This window comes from Blautia sp. XA-2221, assembly GCF_028767025.1.
Lineage (GTDB): Bacteria > Bacillota > Clostridia > Lachnospirales > Lachnospiraceae > Blautia_A.
On record NZ_JAJQXX010000003.1, the window covers coordinates 38,443 to 56,487 of the forward strand.

An 18,045-nucleotide genomic window follows, 5' to 3' on the forward strand; every position below is an offset into this window, starting at 1 on the left:
ATTAGACAGTGAGTTTAGAGGTAAAAACTCTGGATTATGAGATTGGTGGAAAAGAAATCCTGAATGGTATTTCGCTTGAAATCCATGAGAAAGAATTTGTAGGGCTGGTGGGACCAAATGGCTGTGGCAAATCTACTCTTCTGAAAAATATTTACCGAACTCTTCGCCCAAAGTATAACACTGTGTTTATTGACGGAAATGATATTCTGAAATTGTCCTCCAGAAAGATGGCCCGGGAGCTTGCAGTAATGGCTCAGGAAAACAATATGGAATTTGATTTTAAGGTTCAGGATATGGTAATGTTCGGACGTTATTCCCATAAAAAATTTCTTCAGGGAGACACATCCAGGGACAGGGAATTATGTGCAGAATATCTTACGGAAGTGGGACTGGAGGGCTATGAAGACAGATCGTATCTCAGCCTGTCCGGAGGAGAAAAACAGAGGGTGCTTTTGGCCAGAGTATTGATTCAGGAAAGCAGATATATTGTTCTGGACGAGCCCACCAATCATCTGGATATCAGTTATCAGTATCAGATTATGGATATTCTGAAAAAACAGAAGGCAACAGTATTTTCCTCTGTTCATGATCTGAATCTGGCGGCTCTTTACTGTGACAGGATTCTCTTTATGTATCAGGGTAAGATTGTGGACAATGGAACTCCTGAAGAGGTTCTCACTTCGGAGAACCTCTGGAAGTATTTTCAGATCCGGGCTCAGATTTCCCGGAATCCGGCAACCGGAAAACTGCAGATTTACTATCTTCCGGGCTGGATATAAAGAATATTTTTGTCAGTGTCTTTTTCGGAACTGAGAAACCAGAAACAGAACTACACCTACAACAAGGATAACAGGAAGCAGAAAACTGAGTACCATAAACAGAAGGGCAAGAACTGCAGCAGCAGCTGCGATTACGATCAGTTTCCCGTACCAGGTGGAAAGATCCAGATGATAGTGCCTGTGTTTGGGTTGACCGTATTCGCTGTCTGACTGATTTCCATAATCTGTATGATCTGTATGGTAAATATCCTGACCTGAGTACTCGGAGGTATCGGTTCCGGAGAATACAGAAGGATCAGCGTCTGTATCAATAAGAGTTTTTGCGATCAGTCGGGGATCTCCGAGAGAATCCATAACCTGTTTTTCGGACTGTCCCTTTTTCAGGGCGTCCTGTATATAATCATGATAGTATTGTGTATGTGCGGAAGCTTTTGCCTCCGGCATCTGATCTGAAAGCTGTTCGTATAGAGTGTTAAGAAATTCTTTTTTGGTCATATCCATCTCCTGAAATCATTAAGAACATCATTCTGTTTTTCTGTAGACTTCCTCTGTATATCCGGAGGAAGTTTTTATTCTATAAACAAACATATTTTTCAAAATTACATAAGGATTCTGAAAAGCTGTGTTTATTACAGGCATATGGAGAGATTTTTTTTATGTCTGGATGACACAGAGCTTTCTTCTTAATATCTGATAAATGTGTATGCATAGAATTACTGATATTTTATCACACAGGAAGAAATCATAATAGTTTTTGAAATATTAAATTTCCATAAAACAATTCAGAAGGTCCGGTAAATTTCATGGAAACAGAAGGATGATTTTTTAGGGCTGTTCCGTAAAAATAGCTTGTATACATTCTTTCCAGGTTATAAAATAAAAAACAGATGGTCTGATCATGTTTTTATGAAAAGGGAAACCAGTACAAAAAGGCAGGAGGCAGGAAACATGTTACGAACTTTTCTTGTGGAAGATGAAATTGTTGTCAGGGAGACCATAAAAAAGATGATTCCCTGGGAGCAGTATGGATATGAGCTGGTTGGCGAGGCTCCGGACGGGGAAGTGGCTCTTCCAATGATAAAAAATCTGAAGCCGGATCTTCTGATCACGGATATTAAAATGCCGTTTATGGACGGGCTGACCCTGTGCCGTATGGTGAGAAAGGATTTTCCTGAGATGAAAATAGTGATTCTCAGCGGATATGACGATTTTAATTATGCAAAGCAGGCGATAGCCATAGGGGTAGAAGATTATCTTTTAAAGCCCATTACAAAAAATGCATTTCTGGAGCGTCTGACAGAAATACGGGAACGCTGGGAGAGAGAAAAAGGACAGCGGGACTATTATGAAAAGTTCCGCAGGGAGATTCAGGAATACGAAAGAAATGCAAGCAGAGATTTTTTTGAAGCTCTTGTCAGCGGAAAAATGGATGTGGGAGAAATCTACAGACAGGCAGAGCGGCTAGGGCTTGATATTGTTGCAGAAGTCTACAATATCATTCTTTTTACAATGGATACCGGAACGGAAAGCTATGATATTTCTGAAGCGTACTCTGAGTGTGAAGCTCAGAGAAGAGAAAAAATGGAAGCTTTTTTTGTGGACAATGCAAATGCCATGCTCTTCCGTAACAATGCGTTCAGCTATGGCGTTCTTGTAAAGGAAAAGAGAGACGCGCTTTCTGAAAATACAGAAAAATGTGTGGAGTTTTTTAAGGGGATTATGAAGGGCGAAAGGGAGCAGGACTGGTTTCTGGCAGTGGGACAGCCGGTAGAAAGACTGAGCAGTATCAAATCCAGTTATTATACAGCTTCCAAAACCTTTGCAAGGCGTTATCTTTATGACGGCTCTGTTCTCTATTATAAGGATCTGAAACAGGAAGATACCAAAAGGGATAACAGCCCTTTTCTGAAAAAAATTGACATCAATGCCCTGAATCCGGCCACTCTGGAACGATTTCTGGGAAGTGGGCTTCTGGATGAGACAGAGGACTTTGTAAGAGATTATTTTCAGGCTATCGGCTATGAGGCAATGGAATCTCTGGTGTTCCGCAATTATGTGATATTGAATGTAAGGTTTTCTGTTCTGGGATTTTTGCAGAAATTAGGCTGCGAACCGGGCAGACTGGAAGGACAGGATACAGAGCAGGAGTTGATGGAAAGGGCTCAATCCATGGAAACTGCCAAAAAATACGCTCAGGATATTATCCGGAAGGCAATTATGCTTCGGGATGAGAACTCGGGAAACAGAAACCGGAGTATCCTGAAATCAGCCATTGAATATATTGATACTCATTATATGAATGAAAGTCTTTCTCTGAATACTGCCGCTCAGGTGGCAAACATCAGCGCCAATCATTTCAGTGCTCTGTTCAGTCAGAATATGGGACAGACATTTATAGAATATCTGACAGCTCTCAGAATGGAGCATGCAAGGGAGCTGCTCCGGTGTACCGGAAAACGTTCCAGTGAGATCGCAGCAGAGGTTGGATATAAAGACGCCCATTATTTCAGCTATCTATTTAAGAAGACACAGGGAATGACGCCAAGTGAATACCGTAAAACCAGGGAGGACAGAGGATGAAGAAGATCCGGCTGGAAACAAAAATAAAAAGAATCCTTCTCGGTACGCTGGTGCCCATGGTGGTATTAATGCTTCTGCTTCTGGCTATTGTTTCCAGGTATATTTCACAGTATGACAGACTTCTTGAGAATCTTGCTATCAGCAGTGAATTTAATCTTCATTTTAAGGATGATGTTGATCTTGGCATGTACTCTATTGCTGTAGGAACAGAGGAAAACAGCTATTTGCCTGAAGTGATGAAAAGTGTCAGGGATGCGGAAAAAATCTTGAACAAGCTGAAAGAAAATACATCCAGCAGTGAGAGCCGTAAAAATCTGAAGCATCTGGAAAGTTATCTGAAAAACCTTGAAAAAAGAATGGTGGAATTGACAGAGATCACTGAGTATGACCAGAAAATGGCTTCCATGGACAACAATATCCGGATTCTGACCCGTCTTATTGTAGAGGAAATGCAGAATTTTATTTATAACGAATCCATGTATCTGGTTCATATGGAGTCTCTTATGACACAAAGAGTCTATATGCTGGTGGGCGGCGTTGTGGTTCTGTTTGTGGTTACAGTAGGTATTATGCTGCGCCGTTCTTTTCGGTTTTCAAGAAGCATTACAAGACCTGTGACAGAAATCCTTGGAAATGTCAGGGAAGTAGGACGGGGAAATTTTGAGATTTCTGAAGTCGATACTGACAGTATGGAAATTGAGGAGCTGGATGCAGGAATCCGAAGGATGGCAGAGAAGATCGAGCAACTGCTGCAGAGTGTAAAAAAGGAAGAAGAAATGCAGCATCTGACACAGCTTCAGCTTCTTCAGGCTCAGGTGAACCCTCACTTTCTCTATAATACGCTGGACACCATTATCTGGCTGATCGAAGGGGGACAGAATGACGATGCTGTGGAAATGATCTCCAATCTGTCTGTATTTTTCAGGACCTCACTTTCAAAGGGAAACGATGTGATCACCCTTTCCGAGGAAAAAAGACATACAGTCAGTTATCTGGAGATCCAGCAGTCCAGATACCGGGATATTCTGGAATTTGAGATTCATATTCCGGAAGAATTTAATGAAGTTATGGTTCCAAAGCTGACGCTTCAGCCTTTGGCTGAAAACGCTCTGTATCATGGAATAAAAAACAAAAGAGGCGGGGGAAAAATACTGATCGAGGGAGAGAAAAGAGGGGACGATCTGATCCTGAGGGTAACGGATAATGGGCAGGGTATGAAAAAAGAGCGTCTTCTGGAAATTCAGCATGCGATCCGCACAGGAGAACGGGCCGGATTTGGACTTTCGGCAGTGGCAGAGCGGCTGAGACTTTATTATGGGGCCGGATATGGAATGGAGATTCATTCAGAGGAAGGCAGAGGTACTGTAATTGAAATTCGTATTGGTAAAAAAATTAACCTCTCATCATAAATAAATCAACTTTAATCGTAAAAAAATCAATTTGTTAAATTGAAAACAAAAAATTGATAAAAGACCATACATTTTTCCGAAAATATTCTATGGAGTTTTTGGTGGTTTTCGCTATAATAAAGACATCTTAAAAAACACCGAACCAAAAAGTAAAGGGAGGAAACGGAACATGAAGAAAAAAATTATGGCAGCAGTTATGACAGCAGCAATGGTAGCAGGACTTGCAGGCGCAACAAGCGTATATGCGGCAGAGGATACTATTACAGTTGGATTTTCACAGGTTGGCGCAGAATCTGACTGGCGTACAGCAAATACTGAGTCCATGAAATCCACATTCTCTGAGGAAAACGGATATGAGCTGATCTTTGACGATGCACAGCAGAAACAGGAGAACCAGCTGACTGCAATCCGTAACTTCATCCAGCAGGAGGTTGATTATATTCTTCTTGCTCCTGTAACTGAAACCGGATGGGATACAGTTCTTCAGGAAGCAAAGGATGCCGGAATCCCGGTTATCATTGTTGACCGTATGGTTGATGTTTCTGATGACAGCCTTTATACTACATGGATCGGAACAGACGCTCTTCTGGAGGGTCGTAAAGCAGCAGAATGGCTGAACGCATACGCAACAGCAAAAGAGATCAAACCAGAGGATCTTCATATTGTAGATATTCAGGGAACAATCGGTTCCACAGCTCAGATCGGACGTACACAGGGTCTTGAGGAAGGCGTAGAGAAATATGGCTGGGATCTTCTCGAGCAGCAGTCCGGTGAGTTTACTCAGGCAAAAGGACAGGAAGTTATGGAGTCCATGCTGAAGAAATATGACAATATCAATGTTGTATACTGTGAGAACGACAACGAAGCATTCGGCGCAATCGACGCTATTGAGGCTGCCGGCAAAACAGTAGGAACTGACATTGCAAACGGTGAAATCCTGGTTATCTCCTTTGATACAACAAACGCTGGTCTTACAGACACTCTGAACGGAAAAATTGCCTGTGATGTAGAGTGCAACCCACTTCACGGACCACGTGCAGAAGAACTGATCAAAGCTCTTGAAGCTGGTGAAGAAGTTGAGAAACTGAACTATGTAGACGAGGAAATCTTTGCATCTGACGATACTGTTGCTTCTGTAACAGCAGTAAACAGCCTTGAAGAAGAAGGCGAATATGCAGTTACACCGATCACACAGGAAATCATTGACGGACGTGCATATTAATTACAGAGCAGACTGACAACAAAAGTGGAAGCAGATAGGAAAGTCTGAGAAACAGGAAGTGAATCCGGAGCGTGGTACATAATTCGGAGAACCCGGATCAGTGGACCACGCTCCTTTTGCGCTCAAAATCAGAGAAGAAAATCTGTTTTTGGCATATTTTATATGATTTTACAGATAATTATAAAAATTTAGGGAAAGCAGGTGGAAAGAATATGGAACAGAATGTTGTGCTGGAAATGCGTGATATCAGTAAAAATTTCACCGGTGTCCGTGCTCTTTCCCATGTGGATTTCACTTTGCGTAAAGGCGAGATCCATGCGTTAATGGGAGAAAACGGTGCAGGAAAATCTACGTTGATCAAGGTTCTGACAGGTGTTCATGAATTTGAAAGCGGAAGCATCCGCATGGCTGACAAAGAAAAAAATATCATCAATCATTCCCCGCAGGAGGCGCAGGAAAACGGAATCAGTACAGTATATCAGGAGGTCAATCTGTGCCCGAACCTGACTGTGGCTGAGAATCTTTTTATCGGACGTGAACCCCGTAAAATGGGAATGATCAACTGGAAAGAAATGAATAACCGTTCTGAAAAGCTTCTGGAAAGTCTTGATATTCACGTACCGCCTACCCAGATGCTGGATGAGTGTTCAGTGGCTATTCAGCAGATGATCGCCATTGCCCGTGCAGTGGATATGAAATGTCAGGTACTGATCCTGGATGAGCCGACCTCTTCGCTGGATGATGACGAGGTTGAAAAGCTGTTTGTCCTTATGAGAAGACTTCGGGATGAGGGAGTTGGAATTATCTTTGTTACTCATTTCCTGGAACAGGTTTATGCAGTTTGCGACAGGATCACAGTTCTTCGCAACGGCGAGCTGGTAGGGGAGTATGAGACAAAGGATCTGCCGAGAGTCATGCTGGTAGCCAAGATGATGGGCAAGGATTTTGACGACCTTGCTGATATTAAGAGTGCTCATGAAGGAAAGAAAGCAGAGGGTTCCGTTCCGGTAATTGAAGCAGAGGGACTTGGACATAAGGGAACTATTAAACCATTTAATATTAAGATCAATAAAGGCGAGGTAATCGGCCTTACCGGTCTTCTGGGCTCCGGCCGTTCCGAGCTTGTCCGCGCCATCTACGGTGCAGATAAGGCAGACTGCGGAAAGCTGAAGGTCAATGGAAAAGAAGTAAAGATCAACAGCCCTCTGGAGGCTATGAAGCTTGGTATGGCATATCTTCCTGAAGACCGTAAAGCAGAAGGCATTATCGCAGACCTTTCTGTAAGAGAAAATATTATTATTGCCCTTCAGGCGAAAAAAGGTATGTTCCATCCATTAAGCAGAAAGGAAATGGAAGAAGCTGCAGACAAATACATTGATATGCTTCAGATCAAGACTGCAAGCCGTGAGACACCGATTAAGAGTCTTTCCGGCGGTAATCAGCAGAAGGTGATCCTTGGCAGATGGCTTCTGACGAATCCGGAATATCTGATTCTGGATGAGCCTACAAGAGGTATTGACATTGGTACAAAGACAGAGATCCAGAAAATTGTCCTTGACCTTGCAGATCAGGGAATGGCAGTGACCTTTATTTCCTCAGAGGTAGAGGAAATGCTCCGTACCTGCTCCCGTATGGCAGTGCTCCGTGACGGAGAAAAGGTGGGCGAGCTGGAAGAGCATGAACTTTCTCAGAGCAGTATTATGAAAGCCATTGCAGGAGGTGACGATAAAGATGAATAAAAGCAAATTAAAACAGATCACAGGCGCAAGGCTTTTTCTCCCGATCGTATGCCTGATCGCCGTGCTTCTGCTCAATGTGATAAAAACACCGGACTTTTTTAATGTATCTATCAGGAACGGTGTCCTTTACGGATACATTATTGATGTTATCAACCGTGCTTCCGAGCTGGTTATCCTGGCAGTGGGCATGACTCTCGTAACAGCTGCTTCCGGCGGACAGGATATCAGTGTAGGTGCGGTAATGGCAGTGGCGGCAGCGGTTTGCTGTCAGGTACTTTCCGGCGGACAGGTTTCAGTTACTGAGTATCAGAACTCCATTATCCTTGCAGTTGTGGCAGCTCTTCTGGCATCAGCTCTCTGCGGCGCGTTCAATGGATTCCTGGTAGCCAGGCTGCGTATCCAGCCCATGGTTGCAACGTTGATCCTGTATACTGCAGGACGTGGTATTGCACAGCTTATCACAGCAGGTCAGATTACCTACATCCGTGTGGATTCCTTTAAAATGGCAGGCGGATATATCGGAAAATGTCCGATTCCAACCCCGATTTTCTTTGCAGTGATCACAGTTGTGATCGTTGCCCTGATCCTGAAAAAAACAGCCCTTGGTCTTTATATAGAAAGTGTTGGCATTAACGGAAAAGCAGCCCGTCTGGTAGGCCTGAATTCTACTATGATCAAGTTTCTGACCTATGTGATCTGCGGTGTTCTTGCAGGTATTGCCGGAATCGTTGCCTCCAGCCGTATCTATTCTGCAGATGCAAACAATATCGGTCTGAATCTTGAGATGGATGCGATCCTTGCAGTTGCTCTTGGCGGAAACTTCCTTGGCGGCGGTAAATTCAGCCTGGTAGGTTCTGTAATCGGCGCCTATACCATTCAGGCTCTTACAACAACTCTTTACGCAATGAATGTAAAGGCGGATCAGCTTCCGGTATACAAGGCTATTGTAGTTATTATCATCGTAACTCTTCAGAGTGAGGTATTTAAGAAATTCATCGCCGGACTGAAAAGCAGAAAAGCATCCGGTGCAGTAGCAGAAGGAGGGCAGAAATAATGAAACAGAAAAAGAAAATGACAAGCTCAGGATTCCTTTTGCTGATCACAATTGTTCTGTTCTTCGTAATGTACGCTGCAGGCATGGTGATTTTTGCAGACAAAGGTTTTGCGAAACCTCAGATGTTTTTGAACCTGTTTGTATCCAATGCAGGACTCCTTGTTATTTCCTGCGGACTTACCATTGTTATGATAACAGGAGGAATTGATATTTCTGTAGGCTCTGTAACGGCCCTTGTGTGCATGGTAATGGCAGACCTTATGGAAAACAAAGGTGCAAGCGCTTATGTTGCAGTTGCAGTTGCTCTTGGCATCGGACTTCTGTTTGGTATTGTACAGGGCTTTCTTGTAACCTATATGGGCATCCAGCCCTTTATCGTAACACTGGCAGGAATGTTCTTCGGACGAGGCCTTACTGCTATCATCAGCACAGATATGATCGCTATTAAAAACAAGGTATTTCTCAGCTGGGCAAACTACCGTTTTTATATGCCTTTTGGTTCCACCAACAAAAAAGGTAAATTTATTCCGGCATACATACCGCCTACCGTTATTATTGCGCTGATCGTAGTGGTTCTCTGTGCAATCCTTTTGAAATACCGTAAATTCGGACGTAAGCTTTACGCTATCGGCGGAAATAAGCAGAGTGCTCTGATGATGGGACTTGATGTGAAAAAAACAATGTTCAAGGCTTATGTTCTTGACGGATTTCTGGCAGGCCTGGGCGGTTTCTTATTCTGCCTGAACAGCTGTGCAGGTTTTGTTGAGCAGGCAAAAGGACTGGAAATGGATGCCATCTCCTCGGCAGTTATCGGCGGAACACTTCTTTCCGGAGGTGTGGGAACTCCAATCGGAACCATGTTTGGTGTTCTCATCAAGGGAACGATTTCAAGTCTTATTACAGCCCAGGGAACACTTTCCAGCTGGTGGGTAAGAATCGTGCTTTCCGCCCTTCTGTGCTTCTTTATTGTGATCCAGTCTGTACTGGCTTCTGCAAAGAAGAAAAAATAAACAGTAATGCAGTAATTGAAAAGATGTAAGCAAAGCTGATATTGATGTTTTCGCGGAAGAATATTATAATAAATATGGTATTCTTTCTGAGGTCAGGGACTCGGAAGAATTCGCATGTCATGTATACAGCCATCCGTAATTTTAAAAATGAACTGAGGTGGAACGAGGCTGCATTCTTAAGGTTACGGATGGAGGACTAAGGAAAATTTGGGAGGATTTACAATGGGTGTAAACGAAACAAAAAATTCAATAAAGAATCATAAAACAGCGTTGGGTATTGAGTTTGGATCTACGAGGATCAAAGCAGTTCTTGTAGATGAAAACAATATGCCCATTGCATCAGGAAGCTATGACTGGGAGAATCGTCTGGAAAACGGAATCTGGACCTATCATCTGGAAGATATCCATGCAGGTCTTCAGGGAAGCTACAAAGCCCTTGCCGAGGATGTAAAATCCCGGTACGGTGAAGAGCTTACCAGTGTGGGGGCTCTTGGAATCAGCGCCATGATGCACGGATATATGCCATTTGATAAAGACGGTGAACTTCTGGTTCCTTTCCGTACCTGGAGAAATAATATGACCGCTCAGGCTTCAGAGGAGCTGATGGAGCTGTTTCAGTATAATGTTCCCCAGAGATGGAGTATTGCGCATCTTTACCAGGCAATCCTGAATAAAGAAGAGCATGTAAAAGACATTGATTATATGACAACCCTAGAGGCCTATATCCACTGGAAACTTACAGGAAAAAGAATCCAGGGAATCGGAGATGCTGCCGGAATGTTCCCGGTTGATTCTGAAACAAAAGATTACAATGAGGAAATGGTACAGAAGTTTGACAGACTTGTGGAGCCATATGGTTTTCCGTGGAAACTCCGCGATATTTTGCCGCAGGTTATGGTGGCAGGTCAGGATGCAGGCTGCCTGACAGAAGAAGGTGCAAGACTTCTGGATCCTTCCGGAAAACTTCAGGCAGGGATTCCAATGTGTCCGCCTGAAGGCGATGCAGGAACCGGAATGGTTGCCACAAACAGCGTAAGACAGAGAACCGGAAATGTTTCTGCAGGGACTTCTGTTTTTGCAATGATCGTTCTGGAAAAAGCTCTTTCCAGACCTTATAAAGAAATTGATATGGTAACGACTCCCGCCGGTGATCCGGTTGCCATGGCACATTCCAACAACTGTACCTCTGATCTGAATGCCTGGGTCAATGTATTTAAGGAATTTGCAGAGGCTATGGGAATGGAAGTGGATATGAACAGACTGTTTGGAACTCTGTACAACAAAGCTATGGAGGGGGATGCAGACTGCGGTGGCCTTCTGTCCTACTGTTATTTCTCAGGCGAGCATATGACCGGCTTCGAGGAAGGTCGTCCTTTGTTTGTTCGTTCTCCTGAAAGCAGCTTTACACTGGCAAACTTTATGAGAAACAATCTGTATACCTGCCTTGGAGCTATGAGAGTAGGGCTGAATATTCTTCTTGATAAGGAACAGGTAAAGATTGACCGGCTTCTTGGTCATGGTGGTCTGTTTAAAACAAAAGGTGTTGGACAGCAGATTCTTGCAGATGCTGTAAATGCTCCGGTTTCTGTTATGGAGACAGCAGGAGAGGGCGGCGCCTGGGGTATTGCGCTTCTGGCTTCTTATCTGATCAATAAAGGAGAGGGAGAAGAATTGGCGGACTACCTGGACAATAAAGTGTTTGCAGGAAACGAAGGCAGCACTTTGAATCCGGATCCGAAAGGTGTGGATGGATTCAATATATTTATGGAAAGATATATGAAAGGTCTGAACATTGAAAAAGCAGCAGTAGAGTCTGAAATCTGGTAAAATGAAAGAAATAAAAAGTTCCCGATTTTCGTTTATACAAAAATCGGGAACTTTTTATCATATGAAAAATCTCAGATGGTTCTTTCACATTTCTGGTAATAAATAACAGCTTTAATATGACCTTCCGGTAAAAATTGCCACAGATCTTGGCCTCATAACAAAATTTCCGGTGATCCGTATTTCCTGTCCCTGAGGATAGAAATATCTTCCCTGGCCGTCACCGTAGGTATTGACGCTCAGATACCAGGAACCACGTTTATGAAGATCAGGAAGTGTGATGGAAACATCTTCCCAGTAGGAATTAACCGCAATATATACAAGATCATCTCGTCCTTTTTCCCGGTCATATCCGGCAAAACTTACGGCAAAAGTATAGGCATCTCTTGGCATGGCTATATCCTGAGCATTTATATTATGGGTATGGATGGAATCCATGCCGCATACAGCGTCGGGAAGTTTTTTTCGGATAACGAGATGTTCTTTTCTGTAAGCGATCATAAATTTGAAAAATTCAAACAGATCTTTGTTTTTCTCCAGAAGAGTCCAGTCCAGCCAGGAGATTTCATTATCCTGACAGTAGCTGTTGTTGTTGCCGTATTTTGTATTTCCGAATTCATCTCCTGCAAGAAACATAGGGGTTCCGCGGCTGCATAAAAGCACTGCGCAGGCGTTTCGGATCATACGGTACCGGAGCTTCAGCACTTCAGGATCGTTTGTTTCGCCTTCTGCGCCGCAGTTCCAGCTTCGGTTGTCGTTAGCTCCGTCTGTGTTGTCCCATCCATTGTTTTCATTGTGTTTTTCATTATAAGAATAAAGATCGTACAGAGTAAAGCCGTCATGGCAGGTCAGGAAATTGACACAGGAATTATATCCTGCGTAGTTGCCTCCCGGTGAGTCCTTGTACATACCGTAAAGATCGCCGGAACCGGCAATGCTCCAGGCGGCATCCCAGGAACTCCAGCAGTCTCCTTTCAGAAAGCTTCTGAGAGAATCTCTGTATCTTCCGTTCCACTCTGCCCAGCGCCCACTGGCGGGAAAGCTTCCTACCTGATACATTCCGCCTGCATCCCAGGCTTCTGCGATCAGTTTGACATTGCGGAGAAGCGGGTCTGAGGCAAGCATACGGAGAAGCGGCGGGTTGTTCATAGGGGAACCGTCCTCATTTCTTCCAAGGATGCTTGCCAGATCGAAACGGAAGCCGTCTACACGGTAGTTGACAGTCCAGTACCGGAGACATTCCAGGATCATCTGCTGTACCACCGGATGATTGCAGTTCAGAGTATTTCCGCAGCCGCTGAAATTATAGTAATTGCCGTCCGGCGTCAGCATGTAATAAATATTATTGTCAAAGCCTTTGAAGCAGAAGGTTCTTCCAAGCTCATTTCCCTCTGCGGTGTGATTAAACACAACGTCCAGAATGACTTCGATGCCGTTATCGTGAAGGGCTTTGATCAGGGTTTTCAGCTCAGTTCCTTCCCGGTTGTATTCATTGACTGAGGTGAAACTTGTATTGGGGGCAAAAAAACTTACTGTATTATATCCCCAGTATTCCAGAAGACGTTTGCCGTTAATCTCCCTGGCATTCATGGTTTCATCAAATTCAAAGATGGGCATCAGCTCCACGGCGTTGATTCCAAGCTCTCTCAGATAGGGGATTTTTTCCATAAGTCCTGCAAAGGTTCCTCTGTTCTGAACTCCGGATGATTCATGCACTGTAAAACCTCTTACATGAAGCTCGTAGATAATAAGATCGCAGAGTTCTTTTTTTGACTGAGGCATATCGCCCCAGTTAAAGGAATCTTTTACAACACGGGCATGGTAGGTCGGATCCCAGTGAGTACCCCAGGTCCTCTGTCCGGAAACTGCTTTTGCATATGGATCCAGAAGAATATTGTTTTTGTCAAAGAGGAGTCCTTTTTCGGGATCCCAGGGACCGTCTACGCGGTAGGCATATTCAAAGTTACGGATATCCAGACCGTAGACAATCATGGAGTACACATCGCCGATTTTATAAGCCTCCGGAAATGGGAGTACAGCGAAAGGCTCCTCCTCTTCACGATGGAAGAGAAGAAGTTCGCAGGCAGTGCCGCCGCAGGTGTGTATGGTAAAATTCACTCCGTTTTGAAGAGGAGTGGCCCCATTCAGATCAAACATTCCGGGACTGACCGGGAATCCGGAAATTTCCCCGGTTGGGTAAACTTCCAGAGGTGTTTCTGACACAAATTTCTGATGATAGGATTTCATAATAGATATGTCCCCCTGTTTTTACTATTCCATAAAAAGCTTTTCACATTTTGAAAGTATGTCCTGATTCCGCTTTTCATAATCCACATTCATGGTATGTATCTTTCCTTCAATAAACATTTCCATTCCCTGAACAAGTCCGTCCTCGCTGTTCGGGAGAAGAGTTCCGCCGTATTGTTGGATAAAAGCCCTTGCGCCGTTTACATCACAGGCAGCGGTAGGAACACCGAGGATATCGGCCTCAGGAACTACCAGAACCTGTCCTTCATAGAAGGAAGACAACAGGAAAAAGTCGCAGGCTTTGACTACAGGCATAGGATTGCTCATAGATTTCAGTAGGATAATGTGATCTCCGGATTTTACAGATGTCGCCAGTTTGCAGGTATCTGTATATAAATTTCCCATACCTCCAATGATGATCAGCCAGGTATCAGGATGGGTTGTCCAGAAACGGTCAAATGCACGGATCAGCCGCTCATGACCTTTTTCCGGGGAAAACCGTCCTACATTGATGAATTTAAGATCACTGCTGTCCAGGATTTCCTGGAGTCTTTCAACAGGAACAGTGGATTCGGTATTTTCGTCAAAAACAAGCGGCTTTTGTGATTTGGAGCGAATAAGATCAACATCCATATAATTGGATATAACCTGTATTTTTTCTGGATGTCCGCCAATTCGTTCTGCGGCTCCGCGGATATCTTCTCCTACAGGTATTACATGGTCGTAGATAGAGTATGCCTTTTGGAGAAGAGGGCGGCTGACATTATGTTTTTTTTCTATTTCCATTTCCATATCATTGTGAGCCCAGATCGTGCGTGTACAGGGAGCCTTTTCCAGAAGCGCGATCACATAATTCTCATAGCCGTCATAGTGTACTACGTGGTCAAAGGAAATACAGCCGAAATGTTTTTTCCATTCTTTCTGATAAGCTTTATCCAGACGTTTTCCGATGCCAAAGGCAGTGATGCCGAATTTTAGGTAAATAAGCTGTGCGATGGCAGTTATCACATCAAGATTCATCTCTGTTGCGAGAGGATAGAAATGATAGCCATCCGGGACGCGCTGGAGCCGTTTCGGATCCTCTTTGAGAGAAGTAGAACGGTATGAAATATAGTAGTCACATTTCTTAGGATCCAGATTACGTACCAGACTATAAAAAGCAGTTGTGATTCCATTAGGCTGAAGACTTCCTGCATACAGAAGGACTTTTTTCTTTTGGGTTCCGGGCATAGTTACTTCCTGACAGATTTTTTCTCCTAAAAGTATATGATGGCAGATATCCCTTGTGGCATTTGCCTGTTCAAATGTGGAATATTTCTGGAGAAAAGCATCATCCGGATATCCGGAATCTGCATTCAGTTCCTTTATCAGTTCTTCAGGTGTCCGCACCAGTGGGAACGGGTAAGATGAGACATCTTCATACATTCCCCTATGTCCCTGGTAGTCCTCAAGATCATAGGCAAAAAGAAGGATTCGACGTCCGGAAACTGCAAAATCATACATGACACTGGAATAATCAGTGATCAGTACATCACAGGCATTAAGAACCTCATAAGTATCATATCCGTCAGGAAATGGACGTATATGGCGATAGGAGTCTGTGTCCAGACATTTCTGTACAAGAGGATGAAGCTTAACCAGAATAATCTGGCGGTCAGTGAGCTGCTGGTCAATACGATCCAGGTAGTTCTTTACAAGAGTTACATAGGAATCTTTTTCCACAGAATCTGTTTTTCCGCGAAAAGTTGGCATATAAATGCTGAGCTGAAGTCCTGAATATCCCAGAGCTTCTTTCAGTTGAGCTCCTTTTTCAGGGTGAAAAAAGATACAGTTTCGGGGGTAGCCTTCATGAAGGATTGTTCCCTGATACAGTTCTCGGAGATTACAGGCTCCGGACATTTTTTCTTCCATATAAAGATTGGGGAAAACCAGATAATCCGATTGAAGCAGATTACGCATTACGTTTCCTGTATCGTATCGTTCTTCCTCATTATCCTGTGCCATTCTCTTCAGCGGTGTTCCATGCCATACATTCAGGTAAGTCTGCTCGTCCTTTTTGATCCAGCGTCCAGGAAATGTGACATCATTGATCAGCCATCCTGCCTTTGAAAGATGATAATAATAGGAAGGCTCACTGGTATAAACAAACTTGTCTACAGAAATACCGTATCGTTCCAGCTTTTTTTGTATCTGGTCTTTTTTATTTTTCTGGACAGCCAGGACTTTACGGAAGTTTTTGTATTCCGGCTGGTTCAGCTCCTTTAAAATAGCAAGGATATTGCTTTCCAGTGCAAGACCGCTTCGTGAAACAAGAAGAATTTCTTTTTTGTCAACAGGAACTTTTTCATAGAAAGTATTATAAAAAGGATACCAGGCTCCACTTTTCAGTTTTTTCTTAACTTTGGAGATAAATGATGGCATAAAATCACCGCCTTAAAAATATTTTATAAATCGTTTGTCAGATGCAGTTTATCAAGTACATAGAATATAAGGCTCAGTACCATGGCAACTACACAGGCAAGAACCATTCCTGTAAGTTTTACATTTCCCAGATTCAGAGCGATTCCGGAAAGTCCTACAATAAATACTACGGAAGTCAGAGCAAGATTTCTGGATTTTCCGTAATCTACCTGATTATCAACCAGCATACGAAGTCCTGATGTTCCGATCATTCCGTACAGAAGGAAGGAGATTCCGCCAATAACAGGTCCCGGGATAGTGTTGATCAGTGCGGCAAGCTTGCCCATGAAAGAACAGCAGATAGAAAGTACAGCTGCTCCGCCGATTACCTGAACACTGTAAACCCTGGTCATTGCCATTACGCCGATGTTTTCTCCGTAAGTGGTAGTAGGAACGGAACCTACCAGACCGGAAAGGGTAGATGAGAAAAAGTCTGCAAAAAGAGAGCGGTGAAGTCCCGGATCCTTCAGGAGGTCTTTTTCTACAATTTTACTGGTAACAATCTGATGTCCGATATGCTCTGAGGTAACAAGAAGAAGCGCAGGCAGAATCGTCAGGATCGCCTCGATATTAAAGGATGGCGCCTGGAAGTTTGGCAGGGCAAAGAAAGAAGCTTCTTTTACTGCTGTGAAATCAAGGATGCCACAGAAACCTGCTGCCACATATCCGGCAATGATTGCGATCAGAATCGGGATAACAGACAGAAAACCGCGGAAAAGAATCTGGCCGAATACGGCAACACCCAGTGTTACCAGAAATACGATCACGTTTCTGGAGTCGATTTTGTCCTCCAGAAGTCCGGCTGTGCTGGCAGCGCTTCCTGCAAGCTCCAGTCCGATGAGAGCCACAACTGGCCCCATAGCCGCTGTAGGCAGAACGACGTTGATCCAGTCAGTTCCGCAGCGGCGGATGATCAGCGCAAGGATCATTCCGGCGATTCCCAGAACCACGAATCCGCCCAGAGCATATTCATAGCCGAATTTGTCTGCAACCAGAAGCCCCGGAGATAAAAATGCGAAACTGGATCCCAGATAGGCGGGAGCTTTTCCCTTGGTGATAAGAATGAACAGCAGAGTTCCCACACCATTCATTAGAAGCACTACAGCCGGATTGATCCCGAACATAAAAGGAACCAGCACAGAGGCTCCGAACATAGCAAACATGTGCTGGATACTCAATGGTATCAACAGTTTTACAGGTACTTTTTCTTCTACTTGGATAATTTGTTTTTCCACTCTTTTCCTCTCTTTCTCGTGAATACACGATGTAATCGGGATTATTATAGCATAGGATAGAGGGGAATACTATTCAAATTCATAACAATCAGGCAGAACTTAAGAAAATCTAAAATTTTACATATCTTATGGTAAAATCCACAGGATAGTGATATACTATAGCTTACAGGAAAACAGTGCGGACAGAGCGTTCTTCTGTATGACCCGTGTAACGGCAGAGTAGATGTCGATGAAAAAAGAGAGGATGGTGTGCATATGAATATGAATACAAAAATCGAAGAATTACTGGCAGTTTTAAAGAAAAAGGAAGACGACAAACAGAAAAATACAGTCCTCTGGGTGTTGGCGATCATTGGTGCTGTAGCAGCAGTAGCAGGAATCGCTTTTGCTGTTTACCGCTTCTTTGCGCCGGATTATCTGGAAGATTTTGAAGAAGACTTCGATGATGATTTTGACGATTATTTTGAGGACGAGGAAGAATAAAAA

13 protein-coding genes are annotated in these 18,045 nt (G+C 43.6%); 9 read left to right on the forward strand and 4 right to left on the reverse strand.

Annotated features, from left to right (window positions below):
- Positions 1 to 8: 8 nt before the first annotated feature.
- Entirely contained in the window at positions 9 to 779 is a 771-nt protein-coding gene (locus LU279_RS03565; RefSeq protein WP_274421201.1) for an ABC transporter ATP-binding protein, read from the forward strand.
- A gap of 12 nt (positions 780 to 791) precedes the next feature.
- Here LU279_RS03565 and LU279_RS03570 read toward each other — a convergent pair whose 3' ends face one another.
- Positions 792 to 1,274 carry a DUF1700 domain-containing protein gene (locus tag LU279_RS03570; RefSeq protein WP_274421202.1) on the reverse strand — a complete coding sequence of 161 codons (483 nt, stop codon included), beginning with the start codon at positions 1,272 to 1,274 and terminating at the stop codon, positions 792 to 794.
- Between the two features lie 453 nt (positions 1,275 to 1,727).
- On the opposite strand from LU279_RS03570, the gene LU279_RS03575 reads away from it, so the two are divergent.
- From LU279_RS03575 to LU279_RS03605, 7 genes are all read left to right on the forward strand, one after another.
- The gene (locus LU279_RS03575; protein ID WP_022008324.1) at positions 1,728 to 3,359 is read left to right on the forward strand and encodes a response regulator transcription factor; all 1,632 of its coding nucleotides are present in this window, start codon (positions 1,728 to 1,730) and stop codon (positions 3,357 to 3,359) included.
- Positions 3,356 to 4,768, forward strand: a complete 1,413-nt coding sequence (locus LU279_RS03580; RefSeq protein WP_022008325.1) for a sensor histidine kinase — start codon at positions 3,356 to 3,358, stop codon at positions 4,766 to 4,768. Before LU279_RS03575 ends, LU279_RS03580 begins: the two co-directional genes overlap by 4 nt.
- Before the next feature lie 169 nt (positions 4,769 to 4,937).
- Positions 4,938 to 5,990 (forward strand): ABC transporter substrate-binding protein, encoded by a 1,053-nt coding sequence (locus LU279_RS03585; RefSeq protein ID WP_022008326.1) that lies wholly within the window; start codon positions 4,938 to 4,940, stop codon positions 5,988 to 5,990.
- Between the two features lie 212 nt (positions 5,991 to 6,202).
- On the forward strand, positions 6,203 to 7,729 hold the full coding sequence (locus LU279_RS03590) for a sugar ABC transporter ATP-binding protein (RefSeq protein ID WP_173751884.1): 1,527 nt from the start codon (positions 6,203 to 6,205) through the stop codon (positions 7,727 to 7,729).
- The gene (locus LU279_RS03595) at positions 7,722 to 8,783 is read left to right on the forward strand and encodes an ABC transporter permease (RefSeq protein WP_147598441.1); all 1,062 of its coding nucleotides are present in this window, start codon (positions 7,722 to 7,724) and stop codon (positions 8,781 to 8,783) included. The genes LU279_RS03590 and LU279_RS03595 overlap by 8 nt, the downstream gene beginning before the upstream one ends.
- Positions 8,783 to 9,793 (forward strand): ABC transporter permease subunit, encoded by a 1,011-nt coding sequence (locus LU279_RS03600; RefSeq protein WP_147598440.1) that lies wholly within the window; start codon positions 8,783 to 8,785, stop codon positions 9,791 to 9,793. The genes LU279_RS03595 and LU279_RS03600 overlap by 1 nt, the downstream gene beginning before the upstream one ends.
- Positions 9,794 to 10,015: 222 nt before the next feature.
- Positions 10,016 to 11,620 (forward strand): xylulokinase, encoded by a 1,605-nt coding sequence (locus LU279_RS03605; RefSeq protein WP_274421205.1) that lies wholly within the window; start codon positions 10,016 to 10,018, stop codon positions 11,618 to 11,620.
- 111 nt (positions 11,621 to 11,731) lie between these two features.
- On the opposite strand, the gene LU279_RS03610 is transcribed toward LU279_RS03605, so the two are convergent.
- From LU279_RS03610 to uraA, 3 genes are read right to left on the reverse strand one after another with little or no spacing between them, the layout of a single operon-like run.
- Positions 11,732 to 13,864, reverse strand: a complete 2,133-nt coding sequence (locus LU279_RS03610; RefSeq protein ID WP_274421206.1) for a glycogen debranching protein — start codon at positions 13,862 to 13,864, stop codon at positions 11,732 to 11,734.
- Positions 13,865 to 13,888: 24 nt separating this feature from the next.
- Positions 13,889 to 16,285, reverse strand: coding sequence for a CDP-glycerol glycerophosphotransferase family protein (locus LU279_RS03615; protein WP_274421207.1), 2,397 nt, complete (start codon positions 16,283 to 16,285; stop codon positions 13,889 to 13,891).
- A gap of 23 nt (positions 16,286 to 16,308) precedes the next feature.
- Positions 16,309 to 17,559, reverse strand: coding sequence for a uracil permease (uraA, locus tag LU279_RS03620; protein ID WP_274421208.1), 1,251 nt, complete (start codon positions 17,557 to 17,559; stop codon positions 16,309 to 16,311).
- A gap of 261 nt (positions 17,560 to 17,820) precedes the next feature.
- On the opposite strand from uraA, the gene LU279_RS03625 reads away from it, so the two are divergent.
- Positions 17,821 to 18,042: a hypothetical protein gene (locus LU279_RS03625; protein WP_138271598.1), complete on the forward strand. Its 222-nt coding sequence runs from the start codon at positions 17,821 to 17,823 to the stop codon at positions 18,040 to 18,042.
- Positions 18,043 to 18,045 lie beyond the last annotated feature (3 nt).

Bases quoted from the DNA above. Each gene is read 5' to 3' on its own strand.
- LU279_RS03585 (WP_022008326.1), top strand. From the start codon at position 4,938: ATGAAGAAAAAAATTATGGCAGCAGTTATGACAGCAGCAATGGTAGCA.
- LU279_RS03575 (WP_022008324.1), top strand. From the start codon at position 1,728: ATGTTACGAACTTTTCTTGTGGAAGATGAAATTGTTGTCAGGGAGACC.
- LU279_RS03590 (WP_173751884.1), top strand. From the start codon at position 6,203: ATGGAACAGAATGTTGTGCTGGAAATGCGTGATATCAGTAAAAATTTC.
- LU279_RS03605 (WP_274421205.1), top strand. From the start codon at position 10,016: ATGGGTGTAAACGAAACAAAAAATTCAATAAAGAATCATAAAACAGCG.
- LU279_RS03625 (WP_138271598.1), top strand. From the start codon at position 17,821: ATGAATACAAAAATCGAAGAATTACTGGCAGTTTTAAAGAAAAAGGAA.
- LU279_RS03570 (WP_274421202.1), bottom strand. From the start codon at position 1,274: ATGACCAAAAAAGAATTTCTTAACACTCTATACGAACAGCTTTCAGAT.
- LU279_RS03595 (WP_147598441.1), top strand. From the start codon at position 7,722: ATGAATAAAAGCAAATTAAAACAGATCACAGGCGCAAGGCTTTTTCTC.
- LU279_RS03610 (WP_274421206.1), bottom strand. From the start codon at position 13,864: ATGAAATCCTATCATCAGAAATTTGTGTCAGAAACACCTCTGGAAGTT.
- LU279_RS03600 (WP_147598440.1), top strand. From the start codon at position 8,783: ATGAAACAGAAAAAGAAAATGACAAGCTCAGGATTCCTTTTGCTGATC.
- LU279_RS03580 (WP_022008325.1), top strand. From the start codon at position 3,356: ATGAAGAAGATCCGGCTGGAAACAAAAATAAAAAGAATCCTTCTCGGT.
- LU279_RS03615 (WP_274421207.1), bottom strand. From the start codon at position 16,285: ATGCCATCATTTATCTCCAAAGTTAAGAAAAAACTGAAAAGTGGAGCC.